At 69.3% G+C, this 22,497-nt stretch carries 15 protein-coding genes and 2 rRNA genes; 8 read left to right on the top strand and 9 right to left on the bottom strand.

The genetic code is table 11. The annotated features are described in order from the left end of the window. Window positions 1–4 precede the first annotated feature (4 nt). Window positions 5–802 (top strand): metallophosphoesterase, encoded by a 798-nt coding sequence (locus BX285_RS29495; protein ID WP_121179073.1) that lies wholly within the window; start codon window positions 5–7, stop codon window positions 800–802. 43 nt (window positions 803–845) lie between these two features. On the opposite strand, the gene BX285_RS29500 is transcribed toward BX285_RS29495, so the two are convergent. After that, window positions 846–1,268, bottom strand: coding sequence for a hypothetical protein (locus BX285_RS29500; RefSeq protein WP_121178763.1), 423 nt, complete (start codon window positions 1,266–1,268; stop codon window positions 846–848). Window positions 1,269–1,476: 208 nt separating this feature from the next. Continuing rightward, entirely contained in the window at window positions 1,477–2,172 is a 696-nt protein-coding gene (locus BX285_RS29505) for a FadR/GntR family transcriptional regulator (RefSeq protein WP_097239812.1), read from the bottom strand. A 205-nt stretch (window positions 2,173–2,377) separates the two neighbouring features. On the opposite strand from BX285_RS29505, the gene BX285_RS29510 reads away from it, so the two are divergent. Both BX285_RS29510 and BX285_RS29515 read left to right on the top strand, forming a co-directional pair. Continuing rightward, a complete protein-coding gene (locus BX285_RS29510; RefSeq protein WP_097235115.1) occupies window positions 2,378–2,932 on the top strand; it encodes a gluconokinase in 555 nt (184 codons plus the stop codon). Next, window positions 2,929–4,323 carry a gluconate:H+ symporter gene (locus BX285_RS29515; RefSeq protein WP_220783987.1) on the top strand — a complete coding sequence of 465 codons (1,395 nt, stop codon included), beginning with the start codon at window positions 2,929–2,931 and terminating at the stop codon, window positions 4,321–4,323. The genes BX285_RS29510 and BX285_RS29515 overlap by 4 nt, the downstream gene beginning before the upstream one ends. Window positions 4,324–4,442: 119 nt before the next feature. Here BX285_RS29515 and BX285_RS29520 read toward each other — a convergent pair whose 3' ends face one another. From BX285_RS29520 to mmuM, 5 genes are all read right to left on the bottom strand, one after another. Beyond that, the gene (locus BX285_RS29520) at window positions 4,443–6,038 is read right to left on the bottom strand and encodes a glycerol-3-phosphate dehydrogenase/oxidase (protein ID WP_097235114.1); all 1,596 of its coding nucleotides are present in this window, start codon (window positions 6,036–6,038) and stop codon (window positions 4,443–4,445) included. Window positions 6,039–6,212: 174 nt separating this feature from the next. Then, window positions 6,213–7,733 carry a glycerol kinase GlpK gene (gene glpK / locus BX285_RS29525; protein WP_097235113.1) on the bottom strand — a complete coding sequence of 507 codons (1,521 nt, stop codon included), beginning with the start codon at window positions 7,731–7,733 and terminating at the stop codon, window positions 6,213–6,215. 106 nt (window positions 7,734–7,839) lie between these two features. Then, window positions 7,840–8,577 carry an MIP/aquaporin family protein gene (locus BX285_RS29530; RefSeq protein WP_097235112.1) on the bottom strand — a complete coding sequence of 246 codons (738 nt, stop codon included), beginning with the start codon at window positions 8,575–8,577 and terminating at the stop codon, window positions 7,840–7,842. Window positions 8,578–8,862: 285 nt separating this feature from the next. After that, window positions 8,863–9,627, bottom strand: a complete 765-nt coding sequence (locus tag BX285_RS29535; RefSeq protein WP_097235111.1) for an IclR family transcriptional regulator — start codon at window positions 9,625–9,627, stop codon at window positions 8,863–8,865. A 118-nt stretch (window positions 9,628–9,745) separates the two neighbouring features. Further along, on the bottom strand, window positions 9,746–10,690 hold the full coding sequence (gene mmuM / locus BX285_RS29540) for a homocysteine S-methyltransferase (RefSeq protein ID WP_121178764.1): 945 nt from the start codon (window positions 10,688–10,690) through the stop codon (window positions 9,746–9,748). 188 nt (window positions 10,691–10,878) lie between these two features. Here mmuM and BX285_RS29545 point away from each other — a divergent pair, with 188 nt between their 5' ends. From BX285_RS29545 to BX285_RS29555, 3 genes are all read left to right on the top strand, one after another. Next, on the top strand, window positions 10,879–11,850 hold the full coding sequence (locus BX285_RS29545; protein WP_121178765.1) for an NUDIX domain-containing protein: 972 nt from the start codon (window positions 10,879–10,881) through the stop codon (window positions 11,848–11,850). Window positions 11,851–11,903: 53 nt separating this feature from the next. Further along, window positions 11,904–12,452, top strand: a complete 549-nt coding sequence (locus tag BX285_RS29550) for an NUDIX domain-containing protein (RefSeq protein ID WP_121178766.1) — start codon at window positions 11,904–11,906, stop codon at window positions 12,450–12,452. 130 nt (window positions 12,453–12,582) lie between these two features. Beyond that, on the top strand, window positions 12,583–14,619 hold the full coding sequence (locus BX285_RS29555) for an acetoacetate--CoA ligase (protein ID WP_121178767.1): 2,037 nt from the start codon (window positions 12,583–12,585) through the stop codon (window positions 14,617–14,619). A 78-nt stretch (window positions 14,620–14,697) separates the two neighbouring features. Here BX285_RS29555 and ptsP read toward each other — a convergent pair whose 3' ends face one another. Together ptsP and BX285_RS29565 are read right to left on the bottom strand one after the other, a co-directional pair. Beyond that, the gene (gene ptsP / locus BX285_RS29560) at window positions 14,698–16,368 is read right to left on the bottom strand and encodes a phosphoenolpyruvate--protein phosphotransferase (protein ID WP_121178768.1); all 1,671 of its coding nucleotides are present in this window, start codon (window positions 16,366–16,368) and stop codon (window positions 14,698–14,700) included. 45 nt (window positions 16,369–16,413) lie between these two features. Continuing rightward, window positions 16,414–16,863: a PTS glucose transporter subunit IIA gene (locus BX285_RS29565; RefSeq protein WP_097235105.1), complete on the bottom strand. Its 450-nt coding sequence runs from the start codon at window positions 16,861–16,863 to the stop codon at window positions 16,414–16,416. A 650-nt stretch (window positions 16,864–17,513) separates the two neighbouring features. Between BX285_RS29565 and BX285_RS29570 the strand changes: the two genes are divergently transcribed. Both BX285_RS29570 and BX285_RS29575 read left to right on the top strand, forming a co-directional pair. Next, a 16S ribosomal RNA gene (locus BX285_RS29570) occupies window positions 17,514–19,037 on the top strand. Between the two features lie 277 nt (window positions 19,038–19,314). Beyond that, a 23S ribosomal RNA gene (locus tag BX285_RS29575) occupies window positions 19,315–22,435 on the top strand. The 16S and 23S rRNA genes sit together here, the layout of an rRNA operon. The last annotated feature ends 62 nt before the right edge of the window (window positions 22,436–22,497 follow it).

The following is a 22,497-nucleotide window of genomic DNA, read 5'->3' on the forward strand; positions in this document are numbered from 1 at the left end:
CACCATGCTGACGATCGCGCACCTCAGTGACATCCATCTCGGCCAGGTCCACCGCCGGGACGGCGGCAAGCGCGCCCGGCGGCGGGCCGAGCAGGTGATGGCGTACCTCAACGCCCTGCCCGGCCCGCTGGACGCGGTGCTGGTCACCGGCGACCTCGCCGACCAAGGCCTGCCCGAGGAGTACGAGCAGGTGGCGAAGGTGCTGACCTCCCGGCACCCGGTGCTCATCTGTCCCGGCAACCACGACTCCCGGGCGCCGTACCGCGAGGTCCTGCTGGGCGAGGCGTCGGCGGAGACGTCGGCGGAGGCACCGGGGGAGGGGCCGGGGGAGGGGCCGATCAACCGGATGCACCGCCTCCCCGGCGCCGACGTGCTGATGCTCGACTCGTCCATACCCGGGCAGCACGACGGCCTGCTGGACGAACAGACGTTGGACTGGCTCGACGAGCAACTCACCACCGGACGCACCGAGTTGCCCGCCCTGGTCGCCTTCCACCACCCGCCGGTCGAGCTGCACCTGCCGTACGTCGACGAGATCCGCCAGTTCGGCGAGGAAGGCCTGGCACGGGTGTTGGGCCGCCACCCCCGGGTCGCCGCCCTGCTCTGCGGACACTCCCACACCTCCGCCGCGACCACCTTCGCCGGCCTGCCGCTGCTGGTCGCCCCCGGTGTGGTCTCCACCGTCACCCTGCCCTGCGAGGGCGGGCGCGGCATCGCCTTCGACCACCCGCCGATGCTCGCCTTCCACGTCCTGGGCGACGACCGCCGGGTCACCACCCACTACCGGGCGCTCCCGCTCTGACCTCCGCCCCCGGGCCGGCCACCCACGGACCGGCCGCCCGCGCTCAGGGCCGGGCGGTCGGCAGCCGAGGCTGCTGCGGCGGGCGCCGCTGCGGCTGAGGTGGCTGGTACGGCTGAGGCTGCTGGTACGGGTCCAGGTACACCGACGAGTTGGACCGGGGGAACGGCCGGGCGGCCAGCGGCTCCGCGGGCGCCCGCCCGCCCGCCATCGGGTGCGCGGAGCCCGGCGCCCGCATCCGCTGGGCGGCGACCTGGCGCGAGATCACGATCTCCAGCAGGCACCACATGGTGCCGAACACCCCGACCCCCATGGCCAGCAGCGCGGGTGTCAGCATCCAACTGCCCGCGTACGAGGCCAGCGTCGCGACGACCACGCCCACCAGGGTGAAGGAGAGGCACAGCACCGCCCGGACAGCGGCGGCGCGCACCTCGTCGGGCAGGCGGCGACGGCGGCGTGGCACGGACATCGAGCGACCCCCAGGCGCGGATTCGGCGACGGTCTCGGTAGCGGACACGGAACGGGCGCATACGAAAGGCGCCCCTTCGGCTCACTCTGCCCCGCAGAACCAGGACTATGCGTCCGAATCCGCCGAACTGCCGCCAAATCGTGCCATCCGGGCAGCAGCGACCGTCCGGCCGGCGGTAGCACCCGACCTGCCGGCAGTCGGCCGGGGCTCAGCCCAACTGCTGGTTGAGCTCCGCGAGCGCCCCCGTCACGATCGTCCGCATCGCCTGCTCGGCCTCGTCGGCGTGCCCCGAGCAGATCGCGTCGGCGACCTCGCGGTGCAGCCGGATCGCGTACGGCTCGGGCTGATGCGGCATCAGATGGTACTCCGTCCGCCCGGTGAGCACCGCCCCCACGGTGTCCCCGAGGTGGGCGAACATCTCGTTGCCGGAGGCGCGCAGCACCAGGGCGTGGAAGGCGATGTCGTGCCCGAGGAAGGTGGCCAGGTCCGCGTCCCGCGCGGAGACCGTCAACTCGACGGCCAGTGAGCTCAGTTGACGCCGGTCGTCATCGCTGGCGTGGACCGCGGCGAGCGCCGCCGCGGCCGGCTCGACGGCGACCCGCAGTGAGCCGAGCGAGCGCAGCTGGGCGGGCCGGTCCGCCCCGGCCAGGCGCCAGCGGATGACCATCGGGTCGAAGACGTCCCACAGCGACTTCGGCTGCACGGTGATCCCGACCCTTCGCCGGGAGGCCACCAGGCGCATCCCCTCCAGGATTCGCACCGCCTCGCGGACGACCGTCCGGGACACCCCGAACCGCTCCTCCAGCTCCTCCCCGCGCAGCACCGCACCCTCGGGAATCTCCCCCGACGCGATCGCCGGCCCGAGTTCGTCAAGCAGCCGCCCGGGCAGCCCCTGGATCTCCATCCGCCCAGCGTAGACGGCCACCCCGTGGTCGGCGGCGGCGCGCCCCCTCCGGGGCCCCCTCCGAGGCCGCGTCCTGCTCCGACCCGGCCGCCGCCCGTGCGATCGAGCCCACAGCTCAAAAGTATGACGATTTGGTTTCCGGGTCTTGAATACGTCATATCTTTGAAGCGATAGTGGCGGCCAGGCAACGAAGGAGCACCACCCCATGGCTCTCAGCGTCGAGAACCACGACCTCCCGCAGACCCCCCTCACCATCGTGGTGATGGGCGTCTCGGGCGTCGGGAAGACCACCCTGGCCCGCTTGCTGGCCGACCGCCTCGGCTTCCCCTATGCCGAGGCGGACGACTTCCACCCGGCGGCCAACATCGCCAAGATGTCGGCCGGCACCCCGCTGGACGACGAGGACCGCGCCCCCTGGCTGCGCGCCATCGGCGGCTGGCTCAAGGAGCGGACCGAGGCCGGCACCGGCGGTGTGGTCACCTGCTCGGCGCTGAAGCACCGCTACCGCGACACCCTGCGCGCGGCCTGCCCGGGTGCCTTCTTCCTGCACCTCAGCGGTGGTCACGAGCTGGTCGAGGACCGGCTCAGCCACCGCACCGGCCACTTCATGCCGACGTCGCTGCTCGACTCGCAGTACGCCGCCCTGGAACCCCTGGAGGCGGACGAGCGCGGCGCCGTCCTGGACGTGGGCCCGTCCCCCGAAGAACTCGTCGAGATGGCCGTGGCGCTGCTGCGGCCCGTCAATGGAGACCTCGCGTGAGATTTGCCCCCACCCTGCTGGCGGCCGCCCCACCGGCCCTGCCGCACACCGGCAGCGACACCAGGCTGCTGATCGCGGTGCTCCTCAGCATCGGTGCGATCGTCCTGCTGATCACCAAGCTGAAGCTCCACCCGTTCCTCGCCCTCACGCTCGGCTCCGGCCTGCTGGCCGCCGTCGCGGGCGCCCCCTTCGACAAGCTGCTGAGCAGCTTCTCCACCGGCTTCGGCTCCACCGTGGCCGGTGTCGGCCTGCTGATCGGCCTCGGCGCGATGCTCGGCAAGCTGCTCGCCGACTCCGGCGGCGCGAACATCATCGCGGACACCGTGCTCTCCCGTACGGGCAACCGGGCACTGCCCTGGGCGATGGCGCTGATCGCCGCCGTGCTCGGCCTGCCGCTGTTCTTCGAGGTCGGCGTCGTCCTGCTGATCCCGATCGTGCTGCTGGTCGCCCGCCGCGGCAACGTGCCGCTGCTGCGGGTCGGCATCCCGGCCCTGGCCGGCCTGTCCGTGCTGCACGGCCTGGTGCCCCCGCACCCGGGCCCGCTGGTCGCCGTCGACGCGCTGAAGGCCGACCTCGGTGTCACCCTGGCGCTCGGCCTGCTGATCGCCGTCCCGACCCTGATCGTCGCCGGTCCGGTGTTCGCACGGGTCGCCGAGCGCTGGGTCGGCCCGCTGGAGATCCCGGCCGCCACCGCTCCCGAGGAGTCGGCCAAGCCCGACCGCACCCCGTCCTTCGGCGCGGTGCTGGCGACCATCCTGCTGCCGGTCGTGCTGATGCTCGGCAAGGCGCTGGCCGACGTGCTGATCGACGACCCGAAGGCGATGGGCCAGCGGGTGTTCGACTTCATCGGCTCCCCACTGATCGCCCTGCTCGCCGCGACCCTGCTCGGCATGGTCACCCTCGGCGCGGCGGCCGGCTTCGACCGGGCCCGGATCTCCGACACCGTCGGCAAGTCGCTCGGCCCGATCGCGGGCATCGTCTTCATCGTCGGCGCGGGCGGCGGCTTCAAGCAGACCCTGATCGACGTGGGCGTCGGCAACGCGGTGAGCGAGTGGTCCGGCAAGTGGCACATCTCCGCGCTGCTGCTGGGCTGGCTGATCGCCGTCCTGATCCGCTTGGCCACCGGCTCGGCGACGGTCGCCACGATCACCGCGGCCGGCATCGTCTCCCCGCTCGCCGCGACCATGTCCTCGACCCACGCGGCCCTGCTGGTGCTGGCGATCGGCGCCGGCTCGCTCTTCTTCTCGCACGTCAACGACGCCGGCTTCTGGCTGGTGAAGGAGTACTTCGGGATGAGCGTCGGCCAGACGCTGAAGTCCTGGTCGGTGATGGAGACGGTGATCTCGGTCGTCGCCATCGCCCTGATCCTGCCGCTGAGCCTGATCATCTAGCCGCCGTACCCGGCGAAGGGGCGGCACCCGGGACGGTACGGGTGCCGCCCCTCGGCGTTCAAAGCAGCGGGCGGGCGCCCGGGGAAACCCCGAACGCCCGCCCGCAGCAAAGGCCCTGCTTACTTGGCCCCACGCTTCGCGAGAAAGGCCTCGACCTCGGCCCGGATCTCCGGCGTGTCCAGCCCGCGCACGGTCATCGTGGTGCGGCGGCGCAGCACGTCGTCCGCCGTGTACGCCCACTCGTTCTCGGCCGCGTAGGCGACCTGCGCCCAGACGTCCGGGCCGTCCTCGTGGATCGGCCGGCCGAGCTCCGGGTTCTCGTCGATCATGCGGGCGATCTCGAAGGAGAGCGTGCCGTAGTGGCTGGCCAGGTGCTTGGCGACCAGCGGCTCCATCCGCGAGCCCGGCTCCCGGTCGATCAGCAGGCGGTGCGCCACCGCGTTCGGCGCGCCGACGCCCGGCAGCGGGACGGTCGGGGCGATCGGGGACATGTCCTCGCCGAGGCTGGTGCCGGGCACGTGGGCCAGCTTCTCCAGCACGGTGCGGCCGATGTGCCGGTAGGTGGTCCACTTGCCGCCGGAGACCGACAGCATGCCGCCGCGGCCCTCGGTGACGACCGTCTCGCGCTTGGCGGCGGCGGTGTCGCCCGGGCCGCCGGGCAGCACCCGCAGGCCGGCGAAGGAGTAGGTGATCAGGTCGCGGTCGAGGTGCTCGTCGCGGATCGCGTGCGCGGCCTCGCCCATGATCTGGTCGATGTCCGCGTCGGTGGCCCGGACGTCCTTCGGGTCGCCGGTGTACTCCTCGTCGGTGGTGCCGAGCAGGACGTGGTCCTCCCACGGGATGGCGAAGGAGACGCGGTACTTGTCGATCGGGATGGTCAGCGCGGCGCGCCACGGCGAGCGGCGCTTGACCACGACGTGGGCGCCCTTGGAGAGGCGGATCGACGGCGCGGCGCCGGCGTCCTCCATCTTGCGCAGGTGGTCGACCCACGGGCCGGTGGCGTTGAGCACCAGGCGGGCGTTGACGCCGAACTCGCTGCCGTCCAGGCGGTCGCGCAGCTCGGCACCGGTGACCCGGCCGCCGGTGAAGCGCAGCCCGGTGACCTCGGCGTGGTTGAGCACCACGGCGCCGGCGTCGACGGCGGCGCGCACGGTCATCACGGCGACGCGGGAGTCGTTCATCTGGTGGTCGCCGTAGACGGCCACCGAGCGCAGGCCCTCGGTGCGCAGCGCGGGCACCTGCTGGGCGGCGTGCGCGGCGGTGGAGACCCGGCCCATGCCGTCGCGGAAGGCGGACAGCGCCGAGTACAGGAAGACGCCGGCGCCGAGCTTGGCGGCGCCGTGCGGGCCGCCCTTGTAGACCGGCACGAAGAAGGTCAGCGGGTTGACCAGGTGCGGGGCCACGTCGGTGGAGAGCGCGCGGCGCTCCTTGTGGTTCTCCGCGACGAGCTTGACGGCGCCGGTCTGCAGGTAGCGCAGGCCGCCGTGGACGAGCTTGGAGGAGGCGCTGGAGGTGGCACCGGCGAAGTCGCCGGCGTCGACCATGGCGACCTTCAGACCGGCCTGGGACGCGGTCCAGGCGACGGCCGTGCCGAGGATGCCGCCCCCGATCACCAGCAGGTCGTAGGTGGCCTTGCCGAGCAGTTCACGGGTCTCGGCGCGGGAGGCGGTGCGGCCGGCGGTGCGCTCGGCGCCCAGGGTCGGGATGGTTGCCATGGTGGTTGTGTACGGCGCGCGGGTCGAGCGGCGCCGTTACTCCTCTCGTGTGCGGTGCGGCCCCTCCGGGAGAGGCCGGTCGGCCCGGTGCGGCGGGCCGGTGAAACACAGTGACGCCCGTTGCCGGAACAGCGGGCAGCCGGCCGGGGCACGGGGCCCCGACCGGCTTTTCGGTCAGTTGTCCTCTTCTTCCTCCACCCAGTCCATGGTGCGCTCCACGGCCTTGAGCCACTTCTTGTACTCACGCTCCCGGGTGGCCTCGTCCATGCGCGGGGTCCACTCGGCGGCGCGGTGCCAGTTGGCCCGCAGGGTGTCGAGGTCGTTCCAGAAGCCGACGGCGAGACCCGCTGCGTAGGCGGCGCCGAGGGCGGTGGTCTCGGCCACGTACGGGCGCTCGACCGGGGCGTCCAGGACGTCGGCGATGTTCTGCATGAGCAGGTTGTTGCTGGTCATGCCGCCGTCGACCTTGAGGGCGGTGAGCTCGACCCCGGAGTCCTTCTGCATGGCGTCGACGACCTCGCGGGTCTGCCAGGCGGTGGCCTCCAGAACGGCCCGGGCCAGGTGGCCCTTGGTGACGTACCGGGTCAGGCCGGCGATCACACCGCGGGCGTCGGAGCGCCAGTACGGGGCGAACAGGCCGGAGAAGGCCGGGACGAAGTAGGCGCCGCCGTTGTCCTCGACCGTGTTGGCGAGGGTCTCGATCTCGGCGGCGGTGGAGATGATGCCGAGCTGGTCGCGCAGCCACTGGACGAGCGAGCCGGTGACGGCGATCGAGCCTTCGAGCGCGTACACCGGGGCCTGGTCGCCGATCCGGTAGCCGACGGTGGTCAGCAGGCCGTGGTACGAGTTGACGATCTTCTCGCCGGTGTTGAGCAGCAGGAAGGTGCCGGTCCCGTAGGTGGACTTGGCCTCGCCCTCGTCGAAGCAGGTCTGGCCGAACAGCGCGGCCTGCTGGTCGCCGAGCGCGGAGGCGACCGGGACGCCGGCCAGGTCACCGACGGCCTCGCCGTAGACCTCGGCGGAGGAGCGGATCTCCGGCAGGACGGCCATCGGCACGCCCATCGACTCGGCGATGCTCTCGTCCCAGGCGAGCGTCTTGAGGTTCATCAGCATGGTGCGGCTGGCGTTGGTCACGTCGGTGACGTGCTTGCCGCCGTTGACACCGCCGGTGAGGTTCCAGATCACCCAGGTGTCCATGGTGCCGAACAGGATGTCGCCGGCCTCGGCGCGCTCGCGCAGGCCCTCGACGTTGTCCAGCAGCCAGCGGATCTTCGGGCCGGCGAAGTAGCTGGCCAGCGGGAGGCCGGTCTCGCGGCGGAAGCGGTCCTGGCCGACGTTGCGGCCCAGCTCGCGGCAGAGCGCCTCGGTGCGGGTGTCCTGCCACACCAGCGCGTTGTGCACCGGCTCACCGGTGTTCTTGTCCCACAGGACGGTGGTCTCGCGCTGGTTGGTGATGCCGATCGCGCGGATGTCGTCCTTGGTCAGGCCGGCCTTCTCCAGCGCACCGCGGACGACCGACTGCACCCGGGTCCAGATCTCGGCGGCGTCGTGCTCGACGTAGCCGGGCTGCGGGAAGATCTGCCGGTGCTCCTGCTGGTCGACGGCGACGATCCGGCCGTCGGCGCCGAAGATGATGCAGCGGCTGGAGGTGGTGCCCTGGTCGATCGCGGCGATGTAGTTACCGGTGGAGGTCATGAGGGTCCTCGGCTCAAGAGTTCGGGGTACGGGGTGGGTGGGTCCGACGCGGTGGCCGGTCCCCGTGTGCTCGGCGGGTCCGACTCTGCCCTTCGGCAGGGGCCCCTTAGAAGAGGGCGTTGTAGACGCCGCCGGCCGCGAGGCCGCCGATGATCGGGCCGACGACCGGGACCCAGGCGTACGACCAGTCGGAGCCGCCCTTCTTGGGGATCGGCAGCAGGGCGTGGGCGATGCGCGGGCCGAGGTCACGGGCCGGGTTGATCGCGTAGCCGGTCGGGCCGCCCAGCGAGAGGCCGATGCCGACGACGGTGAAGGCGACCATCAGGGTGCCGGTGCCGGACTGGGAGAGGCCGGAGTTGGTCCCGATGGTGAGGATCGCGAAGCAGAGCACGAAGGTGCCGATGACCTCGGTGAGCACGTTCTGGAACGGGTTCCGGATCTCGGGCCCGGTCGAGAAGATGCCGAGGGTGGGCTCCTCGTTGGCGTTGAACTGTCCGAGGTAGGTCGCCCAGACCAGCACGGCGCCGATGATCGCGCCGAGCAGCTGCGAGCCGATGTAGAGCGGCACCTGGCTCCAGTCGCCGCTCTTGACGGCGAGCGCGATGGTGACGGCCGGGTTGAGGTGGGCGCCGGACTTCGGAGCCGACATGTAGGCGGCGATGAGGACCGCGAATCCCCAGCCGAAGGTGATCGCCAGCCAGCCGGCGTTGACGGCCTTCGACTTCTTGAGGGTCACGGCGGCGCAGACGCCACCGCCGAGGAGTATCAGCGCGGCGGTGCCGAGGGTTTCGCCGACGAAAACGTCGCCGTTGGAGAACGCGGACACAAAGACTCCCTTGTCCATATGGCCCGGAGGTGCGGGTGGGGGTGGGCGGCCGGTCGATCGCTGTGCGGGTGAGCGCACTGGGGGAGTGATCTCCCCGGCCATCGTTCGACAATGTCGACCGTCATGCGGAAGCTTCCTCCCCAGGTTGCCCCCACGTCAAGGCGGGGTTACGCAGCTGTGACCCTCGCCTCGACCCGTCCCCCGAAGTTACCGAGCGGAGCGGCCCGAAACCGGACAAAACGCCAAGGCGCGGACAGGCTCCATGCCCGTCCGCGCCTCAGCGTGACGATGTGACCGCGTTTCTCAGAACCGCCCGGCACCCAGGTCGCGGGAGATCGCCCGCGCCGCGCTGCGCACCGAGGCCACCAGCGAGGGCTTCACGAAGCCGTCCTCACAGATCCGCTCCACCGGGCCGTTGATGCACACCGCGCCCACCGGATTGCGCCGCCGGTCCTGGATCAGCGCGGCGATCGAGGCCACGCCCTCCCAGGTCTCCTCGACGGAGTCCGCCCAGCCGCGCTCGCGGATCAGCGCGCACTCGGCGTCCAGGTCGCTCGCCTCGGTCAACGTCCGCAGGGTGTACGGCTCGTACGGCCCGTCGCCCAACTCCCCGCGCGCGACCGGGTCGTAGGCCACCAGCACCTTGCCGATCGCGGTGCTGTGCAGCGGCTGCATCGAACCGACCTCCAGCACTTGCCGGGTGTCGTCGGGCCGGAACACGTGGTGCACGATCAGCACGCCCTGCTGGTGCAGCACGCCCAGGTAGACCGTCTCCCCGGCCGCCCGGGCCAGGTCGTCCGCCCACACCAGCGCCCGGGCCCGCAGCTCGTGCACGTCCAGGTAGCTCTGGCCCAGGCGCAGCAGCTCGGCGCCCAGCTGGTACTTGCCGCTCTCCGGGTCCTGCTCGACGAACCCCTCCTGCTGCAGCGTGCGCAGGATGCCGTGCGCGGTGCCCTTGGCGAGGTCCAGCGCCGTCGCGACCTCGGACAGGCCCAGGCGGCGCTCACCGCCGGCCAGCAGTCGCATGATCGCGGCGGCCCGGGAGAGCGACTGGATCGGGCCGGGCATGAGAACCTCCGCGCTGACAGGCGGTCGACATTGTCGACCGCAGTGGTGACGGGACGAGTCTGCCAGGCCGTACAGACTCCGTGCACCTTCCCCCCGGTAACCCGCCCTTCGCCGGCCGTCAACCTTCCGGATCGTTCGACCGTCCCCGGCGCACCGCCACCTCCGCCGCGAGCGCGGCGATCCCGTCCGGCCCGACCCGGCAGCAGCCGCCCACCAGCCGGGCCCCGTCCGCGAGCCAGCCGCCCACCCGGGCCGAACGGAAGGTCGGCTCCCCGCGCCAGTCCCGGCGCTCGGCGTCCCAGCGCTCCCCGCTGTTCGGGTAGACCACCACCGGCTTCCCGGTCACCTCGGCGGCCAGCGCCACCGCCCGGTCCGCATCCTGCGGCGTGCAGCAGTTGACGCCCACCGCCAGCACCTCGGCCACGTCCGCGGCCGGCGCGAACGCCTCCGCCAGCGGCTGCCCGGCCCGGGTCCGGTCGCCCGAAATGCTGTAGGAGAGCCACACCGGCACCCCCAGCCCGCGCACCAGCCCCAGCAGCGCCCGGGCCTCGTCCGCGTCCGGCACCGTCTCCAGCGCCAGCACGTCCGGCCGCGCGGCCGCCAGCACCTCCAACCGCGGCCGGTGGAAGGCCGCCAGCTCCGCCACGCTCAGCCCGTACCGGCCCCGGTACTCCGAACCGTCGGCCAGCACCGCTCCGTACGGGCCCACCGACGCCGCGACCCAGCGCCGCCGCCCGCCCGGCGCCGACCGCGCCGCCTCCCGGGCCAGCTCCACACTGCTCGCCATCAGCCGCGCCGCCTCCGCCCGGCCCACCCCGCGCCGGGCGAAGCCCTCGAAGCTCGCCTGGTAACTCGCGGTTATCGCGACGTCCGCCCCGGCCTCGAAGTACGCCCGGTGCGCCGCGACCACCGCCTCCGGCTCGTCGGCCAGCAGCCGCGCCGACCAGAGCGCGTCCGACAGGTCGTGCCCGGCGGCCGCCAACTGGTTCGACATCCCGCCGTCCAGCACCAGCGGACCGGCGGCGAGCGCCGCGGCGAAGTCCGGCGGGGGAGCAGTGGGCATGTCGGCCTCCTCGGGGAGTGTCATTCCTGGTCACAGCCTAGAAGGAGGACGCCACCGCGGACCGGGAAAACCATTTGCCGCCGGGGAACACAATCGCTACGTTGTGCTCATCCCGAGAACGACACGGGAGCGAATCCGGGAGCGACACCGAGCACGGCGAGTGCGGAGAGTGCGGAGAGGAGCCGGCCATGGCGGCGGACGAGCAGCCCCCACAGCCCCTCACCGCGACCGCGACCACCGGGCCCGAGACGGAGCAGGAGTGGCTGGCCGCGTACGACCCGCGCGCCTACACCCCGGTCGCCGTCACGGTCGACGTAGTCGCCCTGACCTTGCGCCACGGCAGCCTGCACGTCCTGCTCGTCGAGCGCGGCGCCCCGCCCTACCAGGGCTGCTGGGCGCTGCCGGGCGGCTTCCTGCGGGCCGGCGAGGAGGGCCTGGACGAGGCGGCCGCCCGCGAGCTGGCCGAGGAGACGGGCCTGCAGGGCGCCTCCGAGGTCGAGGCCACGCTCTGCCGCCTCCACCTCGAACAGCTCGGCACCTACGGCGCCCCCGGCCGGGATCCGCGGATGCACGTCGTCTCCGTCGCCTACCTCGCCTTCGCACCCGACCTGCCCGACCCCCAGGCCGGGACGGACGCCGCGGCCGCCGCCTGGCACCCCGTCGCCGACCTGGACCTCCGGCCCTGCGGCCGCCCCACAGCCGCCGGTGCGCCCGCCGACACCCACGGGGGTGGTGTCGACGGGCGCCCCGGCCCCACCGCGCTCACGCTGGCCTTCGACCACGCCCGCATCCTCGCCGACGGCCTGGACCGGGTGCGCGCCAAGCTCGAATACAGCCCGCTGGCCACCGCTTTCCTGCCCGACGACTTCACCATCCCCGACCTTCGCGCCGTCTACGAGGCGGTCTGGGCCGAGAAGCTCCACCCGGGCAACTTCCACCGCAAGGTCCTGTCCGTCCCCGGCTTCGTCGAGAGCACCGGCACCACCACCCAGCGCGGCGGAGCCCGCGGCGGCCCCCGGGCCCGCACCTACCGCGCCGGCGGCGCCGGCCTGCTACACCCCGCCCTGCTCCGCCCCACCCGCGAGGACCAACCGGCCGGGCACCCGCCGGCCGAGCACCCAGCGGGCGAGGCACCACCCACCGAGCCCCACTCCCACTGACCGCACCCGCCCGGCAGGGGAACCGCATTGACCCACCGGGCTACCATCCGGCCATGACCACTGACGAAGCGACCAGGCCCGTCCACCGGCCGTTCTCCCACTGCCACTTCTGCGGCACGCCCTACTCGCCGGGCACTGTGACGTGGCCCCGCACCTGCCCCGGCTGCGCCGAGATCAGCTACCGCAACCCCCTGCCCGTCGCGGTCACCGTCCTCCCCGTCACCCGGCCCGACGCCGACCCCGCACTGGTCGTCATCCGCCGCACCATCGAGCCCGGCTACGGCGAACTCGCCTTCCCCGGCGGCTACATGGACTTCGGCGAGAGCTGGCAGCAGGCCTGCGTCCGCGAGCTGCACGAGGAGACCGGCATCGCGGCCGACCCGGCCGACGTCACCCTGATCCACACCGCCTCCGACCCCAACGGCCGCTTCGTGATGCTCTGCGGCCTGCTCCCCGCCCGACCTCTCGCCGACCTCCCGCCCTCGCGCCCCACCGACGAGACCGACGGCTGGCTGCTCGCCACCGCCGACACCGCGCTCGTCTGGGACTTCCACAACGGCGTCCTGCGTCGCTGGTTCAGCGGCGAGTTCACCTCCCGCTGACCACCCGGCCCCGCACCGGCCGACCCTGGCGCGACGGCCGCTCACATGGCATGGTCTGCACCGACAGCCCAACCGGACGGGCCTGCCACAAGCACTCCCGTCCCCACCACCGGCCCGGGAGACCACCACCGTGAGCACCCCACCCCAGGACCAGCCGCTCTGGCGCCCCACCCCCGCTCGCGCGGCCGCCACCAGCCTGGTGGCCTTCCAGGCCTGGGCCGCCGAACACCACGGCGCCCCGGCCGCCCCGCTCGCCCCGGCCGCCGACGACCAGCAGGCCGCCGAGCGCTACGCCGACCTGCACGCCTGGTCCACCGAGGACCTCGACCGGTTCTGGACGGCCGTCACCCAGTGGTTCGACGTCCGCTTCACCCAGGCCCCCGAGGCCGTCCTCGCCGACCCGGCCATGCCCGGCGCCCGCTGGTTCCCCGGCGCCCGCCTCAACTACGCCGAGCAGGCCCTGCGCGCCGCCGAGCCCGGGCCTGACGGAGAGAAGAGCGCCAACGCCGACCGCCCGGCGATCCTCCACCTCGACGAGACCACCGAGCAGCCCGTCGTCCTCACCTGGTCCGAACTGCGCCGCCAGGTCGGCTCCCTGGCCGCCGCCCTGCGCGCCCGGGGCATCGGCCCCGGCGACCGCGTCAGCGCGTACCTGCCCAACATCCCGCAGGCCGCCGTCGCCCTCCTCGCCACCGCCGCCGTCGGCGCGATCTGGACCAGCTGCGCCCCCGACTTCGGCGCCCGCAGCGTCCTCGACCGGCTCCAGCAGATCGAGCCCGCCGTCCTCTTCGCCGTCGACGGCTACCACTACGGCGGCAAGGACCACGACCGCACCGACGTCGTCGCCGAACTGCGCCGCGAACTGCCCAGCCTGCGCACCGTCGTGCACGTCCCGCTGCTCGGCGGCCCCGCCCCCGAGGGCGCGCTGACCTGGGACGACCTGGTCGCCGACGAGGTCGAGCCGGTCTTCGAGGCCGTCCCCTTCGACCACCCGCTCTGGGTCCTCTATTCCTCCGGCACCACCGGTCTGCCCAAGGCCATCGTCCAGAGCCAGGGCGGCATCCTCCTCGAACACCTCAAGCAGGCCGGCCTCCACCTCGACCTCGGCCCCCAGGACCGCTTCCTCTGGTACACCTCCACCGGCTGGATGATGTGGAACTTCCTCCTGGCCGGCCTCCTCGTAGGGTCGACGATCGTCACCTACGACGGCAGCCCCGGCCACCCGGACACCGGCGCCTTCTGGTCCGTCGCCGCCCGCACCGGCGCCACCGTCCTCGGCACCTCCGCCGCCTACGTGATCGCCGGCCGCAAGGCCGAACTCCACCCCGGCCGGGACCTCGACCTCTCCAGCGTCCGCTGCATCGGCACCACCGGATCCCCGCTCCCGCCCGACGGTTTCCGCTGGATCTACGACGAGGTCAAGGAGGACGTCTGGCTCGCCTCCGTCAGCGGCGGCACCGACGTCTGCTCCTGCTTCGTCGGCGGCGTCCCGACCCTCCCGGTGTACCTCGGCGAGATCCAGGCCCCCTGCCTCGGTGCCGCCGTCGAGTCCTGGGACGTCCAGGGCAAGCCGCTCACCGACGCCGTCGGCGAGCTGGTCGTCACCAAGCCCATCCCCTCCATGCCCACCGGCTTCTGGAACGACCCGGAGGGCACCCGCTACCACGACAGCTACTTCGACACGTACCCCGGCGTCTGGCGCCACGGCGACTGGATCACCGTCACCTCCCGGGGCACCGTCGTCATCCACGGCCGCTCCGACTCCACCCTCAACCGCCAGGGCGTCCGGATGGGCTCCTCGGACATCTACGAGGTGGTCGAACGCCTCCCCGAGATCGCCGAGTCCCTGGTCATCGGCCTGGAGGAGCCCGACGGCGGCTACTGGATGCCGCTGTTCGTCGTCCTCGCCCCCGGCGCCGAACTGGACGACGACCTCATCGGCCGCATCCGCACCTCGCTGCGCACCGAGCTGTCCCCGCGCCACGTCCCCGACGAGGTCATCGCGGTCCGCGGCCTCCCGCACACCCTCACCGGCAAGCGGATCGAGGTCCCGGTCAAGCGCATCCTCTCCGGCACCCCGCTGGAGCAGGCCGTCAACCCCGGCTCCGTCGACAACATCGAGCACCTGCGCTTCTTCGAGCAGCTCCGCGTCGACCGCCAGGCCTGACCGGCCCGCACACCACGAAAGGGGCGTCCCCGCCGCAACGGCGGGGACGCCCCTTTCCCTGTCCCTACTTCTCCCGGCCTACTCGCCGGACAGCACCTGCTGCGCGGCGACCCGCGCCTCCTCGGCACTGTCCGCGGCCCGGGCCGCCTCGGCCGCCCGGCGGCACTGCGCCAGCGTGTACTTGGCCAGCGCGGTCCGCACGTACGGGATCGACGCGGAGCCCATCGACAGGCTGGTGACACCCAGACCGGTCAGCACCACGGCCAGCAGCGGGTCGGAGGCCGCCTCACCGCAGACGCCGCAGCTCTTGCCGCTCACCCGCGCGGCGTCGGCCGCCGCGGCGATCAGGTCCAGCAGCGCCGGCTGCCACGGATCCTGCAGCCGGGCCAGCGCCCCGACCTGCCGGTCGGCCGCGAAGGCGTACTGCGCCAGGTCGTTGGTCCCCAGCGACAGGAACTCGACCTCCTGCAGGATCGACCTGGCCCGCAGCGCGGCCGAGGGGATCTCCACCATCGCACCGAACTTGGCGTCCAGCCCGGCCTCCCGGCACGCGCTCGCGAAGTCCTTGGCGTCCTTGCGGTCGGCCACCATCGGGGCCATCACCTCAAGGTGCACCGGAAGCCCCTCGGCCGCCGTGGCCAGCGCCCGCAGCTGGGTGCGCAGCACCTCGGGGTGCTCCAGCAGCGTGCGCAGGCCGCGCACGCCCAGCGCCGGGTTCGGCTCGTCGGCCGGCGTCAGGAAGTCCAGCGGCTTGTCCGCGCCCGCGTCGAGCACCCGGACCACGACCCGCCCCTCCGGGAACGCCTCCAGCACCGTGCGGTACGCCTCGACCTGCTTCGCCTCGCTCGGGGCCTTCGCCGAGTCGTCCAGGAACAGGAACTCGGTACGGAACAGGCCGACGCCCTCGGCCCCGTTCTCCAGCGCGGCCGGCACGTCCGCCGGGCCACCCACGTTGGCCAGCAGCGGGACGCGGTGCCCGTCCGAGGTCTGCCCCGGGCCGGAGGAGGCGGCCAGCGCGGCCTTGCGCTCGGCGGCGATCGCCCGCAGCTCCTCCTGCTTCTGCGGCGAGGGCTCCAGCAGCACATCACCCGAGCTGCCGTCCACCGCGACGACGGTGCCCTCGGCGACCTCGGTCGCCCCCGGCAGCGCCACGACGGCCGGCACGCCCAACGCCCGCGCCAGGATGGCACTGTGGCTGGTCGGCCCGCCCTCCTCGGTCACGAACCCGAGCACCAGCGCCGGGTCCAGCAGCGCCGTGTCGGCCGGCGCCAGGTCCCGCGCGAACAGCACGTACGGCTCGTCGCTGTCCGGCACGCCCGGCATCGGCACCCCGAGCAGCCGCGCCACGATCCGGTTGCGCACGTCGTCCAGGTCGGCGACCCGCCCGGCGAGGTAGTCCCCGGCGGAGGCGAGCAGCGCACGGTAGGCGGCGAAGGCGTCGTACACGCCGCGCTCGGCACTGCTGCCGACCGCGATCCGGCGGGACACGTCGGCCATCAGCTCCGGGTCCTGCGCCATCAGCGCCTGGGCCTCCAGCACCGCCTGCGCCTCACCGCCGGCCAGGTTGCCGCGCGCGATGAGATCGGCGGCGACCGCCTCGACCGCGGCCTGGGCGCGCGCCTGCTCGCGCGGGGCGTCCTCGGTGGGGATCCGGGTGGCCGGGGGCTCCAGCACCGCCGTCCCCATGTGCCGCACCTGGGCGATCGCGACCCCGTGGCTGACACCCACGCCGTGCAGTGTCTTCTCCATGAACCTGTTTCTCCGCTGAGTCTGTGGGGGGATGGGGAGAGGGGGTCAGCTCCAGCTGAACAGCGGCTCGCCGGAGACGGCCTCGCCGTCCTCCCGCAGCGTGCCCAGCGAGTCGGGAGTGGCCTCCAGCGCCACGATCGGCGAGATCGGCGACTTGCCGGCGGCCTCCACGGCGGACGGGTCCCACTTGATGACGGCCTGTCCGCGGGTCACCGTGTCGCCCTTGTTGACGAGCAGCTCGAAGCCCTCGCCGTTGAGCTGGACGGTGTCGATCCCGAGGTGGGTCAGCACACCGTGGCCCTCGGCGTCCACGACGACGAAGGCGTGCGGGTGCATGGAGACCACGACGCCGTCCACCGGAGCGACCGCCTCGGTGGGCCGACGAACCGGGTCGATCGCGGTGCCGGGCCCGACCATCGCACCCGAGAACACCGGGTCGGGCACGCCCGCGAGCCCGACGACCCGGCCGGTCAGCGGCGACGTCACAGTGGTCATGGTTGTGCCTCCCAAGTGCGCAATACAGCGAGTGGCCGCGAGGAGCGGCACGACGATCAGCTGAAGCCTAAATCATGTCAACTACGGACATACATTGACATTCCCGGGCGCAACCCCGCCCCCACCCACCTACCGACCGGCGCTCGGCCGGCCCCGCGAGTGGTCTAGTCCTCTCGCCCGATGCGCCGCACTCTACAGGCATCTTGGCGAATCGGGACCATTGCTGTATATGCTCGCGAGAGCAACAAATCATGCCGCCGCCCGGGTGACCCCGCGGCGCGCCCCGATTCGCGCTCGGCCCACCGACCCGCTATGGTTGGTCGAGTCGCCGTGACTCGGCGGTTAACACCAGATTTCAGATGCGAAAAGCCCCGGTAAACGGAGCGGAAAACGTCTGATAGGCTGGAATCACGAACGAAGCCCGGAGGGTCCGCTGGAAGGCGGTCCGAAGGAAGCGTCCGTTCCTTGAGAACTCAACAGCGTGCCAAAAGTCAACGCCAGATATGTTGACATCCCCGGCCTCGGTCATTCTGATCGGGGTTGGAGATTCCTTTTGAAATAACACTAGCGAGGACGCAGTGCGCGGGATCACCCTATTCCGGTGGTTGCCGTGCCGCTCAACGCGAGTGCCGCCCGATTACGGGTAGACATTCACGGAGAGTTTGATCCTGGCTCAGGACGAACGCTGGCGGCGTGCTTAACACATGCAAGTCGAACGGTGAAGCCCTTCGGGGTGGATCAGTGGCGAACGGGTGAGTAACACGTGGGCAATCTGCCCTGCACTCTGGGACAAGCCCTGGAAACGGGGTCTAATACCGGATATGACCTTCCTCCGCATGGGGGTTGGTGGAAAGCTCCGGCGGTGCAGGATGAGCCCGCGGCCTATCAGCTTGTTGGTGGGGTAATGGCCTACCAAGGCGACGACGGGTAGCCGGCCTGAGAGGGCGACCGGCCACACTGGGACTGAGACACGGCCCAGACTCCTACGGGAGGCAGCAGTGGGGAATATTGCACAATGGGCGAAAGCCTGATGCAGCGACGCCGCGTGAGGGATGACGGCCTTCGGGTTGTAAACCTCTTTCAGCAGGGAAGAAGCGCAAGTGACGGTACCTGCAGAAGAAGCACCGGCTAACTACGTGCCAGCAGCCGCGGTAATACGTAGGGTGCGAGCGTTGTCCGGAATTATTGGGCGTAAAGAGCTCGTAGGCGGCCTGTCGCGTCGGATGTGAAAGCCCGGGGCTTAACCCCGGGTCTGCATTCGATACGGGCAGGCTAGAGTGTGGTAGGGGAGATCGGAATTCCTGGTGTAGCGGTGAAATGCGCAGATATCAGGAGGAACACCGGTGGCGAAGGCGGATCTCTGGGCCATTACTGACGCTGAGGAGCGAAAGCGTGGGGAGCGAACAGGATTAGATACCCTGGTAGTCCACGCCGTAAACGTTGGGAACTAGGTGTTGGCGACATTCCACGTCGTCGGTGCCGCAGCTAACGCATTAAGTTCCCCGCCTGGGGAGTACGGCCGCAAGGCTAAAACTCAAAGGAATTGACGGGGGCCCGCACAAGCAGCGGAGCATGTGGCTTAATTCGACGCAACGCGAAGAACCTTACCAAGGCTTGACATATATCGGAAACGGCTAGAGATAGTCGCCCCCTTGTGGTCGGTATACAGGTGGTGCATGGTTGTCGTCAGCTCGTGTCGTGAGATGTTGGGTTAAGTCCCGCAACGAGCGCAACCCTTGTTCTGTGTTGCCAGCATGCCTTTCGGGGTGATGGGGACTCACAGGAGACTGCCGGGGTCAACTCGGAGGAAGGTGGGGACGACGTCAAATCATCATGCCCCTTATGTCTTGGGCTGCACACGTGCTACAATGGTCGGTACAAAGGGCTGCGATGCCGTGAGGCGGAGCGAATCCCAAAAAGCCGGCCTCAGTTCGGATTGGGGTCTGCAACTCGACCCCATGAAGTTGGAGTTGCTAGTAATCGCAGATCAGCATGCTGCGGTGAATACGTTCCCGGGCCTTGTACACACCGCCCGTCACGTCACGAAAGTCGGTAACACCCGAAGCCGGTGGCCTAACCCGTAAGGGGAGGAGCCGTCGAAGGTGGGACCAGCGATTGGGACGAAGTCGTAACAAGGTAGCCGTACCGGAAGGTGCGGCTGGATCACCTCCTTTCTAAGGAGCACATAGCAGCTTCGGGCGAATGTCCCGGAGTGCTCGCTCATGGGTGGAACGTTGACTATTCGGCACAGGAAGAGATCGGACTGCTAGTACTGCTTCGGCGTGGAACGCTTCCGGGATTGACTGTGTCGGGCACGTTGTTGGGTCCTGAGGGAACGGGTAACCGTTGTCTCAGTGGTTGCCGGCCTCACTTGAGGCAGCCCGGTTCGGGTTGTTGAGGGTGTGTGACTGGTCGTTGTTTGAGAACTGCACAGTGGACGCGAGCATCTGTGGCCAAGTTTTTAAGGGCGCACGGTGGATGCCTTGGCACCAGGAACCGATGAAGGACGTGGGAGGCCACGATAGTCCCCGGGGAGCCGTCAACCAGGCTTTGATCCGGGGGTTTCCGAATGGGGAAACCCGGCAGTCGTCATGGGCTGTCACCCGCTGCTGAACACATAGGCAGTGTGGAGGGAACGCGGGGAAGTGAAACATCTCAGTACCCGCAGGAAGAGAAAACAACCGTGATTCCGGGAGTAGTGGCGAGCGAAACTGGATGAGGCTAAACCGTTTTGGTGTGAGACCCGGCAGGGGTTGCCATTGCGGGGTTGTGGGAATGAGCTTCAGTCGTCTGCCGGCGGCTGGGCGAGTCAGAAACCGTATGGGTAGTCGAAGGACATGCGAAAGGTCCGGCGTAGAGGGTAAGACCCCCGTAGACGAAATCTGTACGGCTTGCTTGCTCATCTCCCAAGTAGCACGGGGCCCGAGAAATCCCGTGTGAATCTGGCGGGACCACCCGCTAAGCCTAAATATTCCCTGGTGACCGATAGCGGATAGTACCGTGAGGGAATGGTGAAAAGTACCGCGGGAGCGGAGTGAAATAGTACCTGAAATCGTGTGCCTACAAGCCGTGGGAGCGTCGTTCATCAGCTTGCTGGTGGGCCGTGACTGCGTGCCTTTTGAAGAATGAGCCTGCGAGTTTGCGGTGTGTAGCGAGGTTAACCCGTGTGGGGTAGCCGTAGCGAAAGCGAGTCCGAATAGGGCGTTTGAGTTGCATGCCCAAGACCCGAAGCGGAGTGATCTAGCCATGGGCAGGTTGAAGCGCGGGTAAGACCGTGTGGAGGACCGAACCCACCAGGGTTGAAAACCTGGGGGATGACCTGTGGTTAGGGGTGAAAGGCCAATCAAACTCCGTGATAGCTGGTTCTCCCCGAAATGCATTTAGGTGCAGCGTCACGTGTTTCTTGCCGGAGGTAGAGCACTGGATAGGCGATGGGCCTTACCGGGTTACTGACCTTAGCCAAACTCCGAATGCCGGTAAGTGAGAGCGTGGCAGTGAGACTGTGGGGGATAAGCTCCATGGTCGAGAGGGAAACAGCCCAGAACACCGACTAAGGTCCCTAAGCGTGTGCTAAGTGGGAAAGGATGTGGAGTCGCAGAGACAACCAGGAGGTTGGCTTAGAAGCAGCCACCCTTGAAAGAGTGCGTAATAGCTCACTGGTCAAGTGATTCCGCGCCGACAATGTAGCGGGGCTCAAGCACATCACCGAAGTCGTGTCATTGCAGCATTGAGGGCCAACGCCTGCTGTGATGGGTAGGGGAGCGTCGTGTGCCGGGTGAAGCGGCGGTGGAAACCAGTCGTGGACGGTATACGAGTGAGAATGCAGGCATGAGTAGCGATACAAGAGTGGGAAACTCTTGCGCCGATTGACCAAGGGTTCCTGGGTCAAGCTGATCTGCCCAGGGTAAGTCGGGACCTAAGGCGAGGCCGACAGGCGTAGTCGATGGACAACGGGTTGATATTCCCGTACCCGCTTTGAAGCGCCAACGCTGAACCTCTTGATGCTAAGCCCGTGAAGCCGGCCCGGAGTCTTCGGACAATGGGACGTGGTGGAGCCGGTGACCCAACGGGGTAGTAGGTGAGCGATGGGGTGACGCAGGAAGGTAGTCCAGCCCGGGCGGTGGTTGTCCCGGGGTAAGGGTGTAGGACGAACGGTAGGCAAATCCGCCGTTCACATAGTCTGAGACCTGATGCCGAGCCGATTGTGGTGAAGTGGATGATCCTATGCTGTCGAGAAAAGCCTCTAGCGAGTTTCATGGCGGCCCGTACCCCAAACCGACTCAGGTGGTCAGGTAGAGAATACCGAGGCGTTCGGGTGAACTATGGTTAAGGAACTCGGCAAAATGCCCCCGTAACTTCGGGAGAAGGGGGGCCATTCCTGGTGACGGGCCTTGCGCCTTGAGCTGGGGGTGGCCGCAGAGACCAGCGAGAAGCGACTGTTTACTAAAAACACAGGTCCGTGCGAAGCCGTAAGGCGATGTATACGGACTGACGCCTGCCCGGTGCTGGAACGTTAAGGGGACCGGTTAGCTCCATTTCGGTGGGGCGAAGCTGAGAACTTAAGCGCCAGTAAACGGCGGTGGTAACTATAACCATCCTAAGGTAGCGAAATTCCTTGTCGGGTAAGTTCCGACCTGCACGAATGGCGTAACGACTTCTCGACTGTCTCAACCATAGGCCCGGTGAAATTGCATTACGAGTAAAGATGCTCGTTTCGCGCAGCAGGACGGAAAGACCCCGGGACCTTTACTATAGCTTGATATTGGTGTTCGGTTCGGCTTGTGTAGGATAGGTGGGAGACTTTGAAGCGGCAACGCCAGTTGTTGTGGAGTCGTCGTTGAAATACCACTCTGGTCGTGCTGGATGTCTAACCTGGGTCCGTGATCCGGATCAGGGACAGTGTCTGGTGGGTAGTTTAACTGGGGCGGTTGCCTCCTAAAGGGTAACGGAGGCGCCCAAAGGTTCCCTCAGCCTGGTTGGCAATCAGGTGTTGAGTGTAAGTGCACAAGGGAGCTTGACTGTGAGACTGACGGGTCGAGCAGGTACGAAAGTAGGGACTAGTGATCCGGCGGTGGCTTGTGGAAGCGCCGTCGCTCAACGGATAAAAGGTACCCCGGGGATAACAGGCTGATCTTCCCCAAGAGTCCATATCGACGGGATGGTTTGGCACCTCGATGTCGGCTCGTCGCATCCTGGGGCTGGAGTAGGTCCCAAGGGTTGGGCTGTTCGCCCATTAAAGCGGTACGCGAGCTGGGTTTAGAACGTCGTGAGACAGTTCGGTCCCTATCCGCTGTGCGCGTAGGAGTGTTGAGAAGGGCTGTCCCTAGTACGAGAGGACCGGGACGGACGAACCTCTGGTGTGCCAGTTGTCCTGCCAAGGGCATGGCTGGTTGGCTACGTTCGGGAGGGATAACCGCTGAAAGCATCTAAGCGGGAAGCCTGCTTCGAGATGAGCACTCCCACCTCCTTGAGAGGGTAAGGCTCCCAGTAGACGACTGGGTTGATAGGCCGGATATGGAAGCCCTGTGAGGGGTGGAGTTGACCGGTACTAATAGGCCGAGGGCTTGTCCTCAGTTGCTCGCGTCCACTGTGTTGTTCTGAAACAACGACCGCCCTGCCGGCGGGGCGAATAGT

Origin of the sequence: Streptomyces sp. 1114.5 (genome assembly GCF_003635085.1) — a bacterium.
Classification (GTDB): domain Bacteria; phylum Actinomycetota; class Actinomycetes; order Streptomycetales; family Streptomycetaceae; genus Kitasatospora.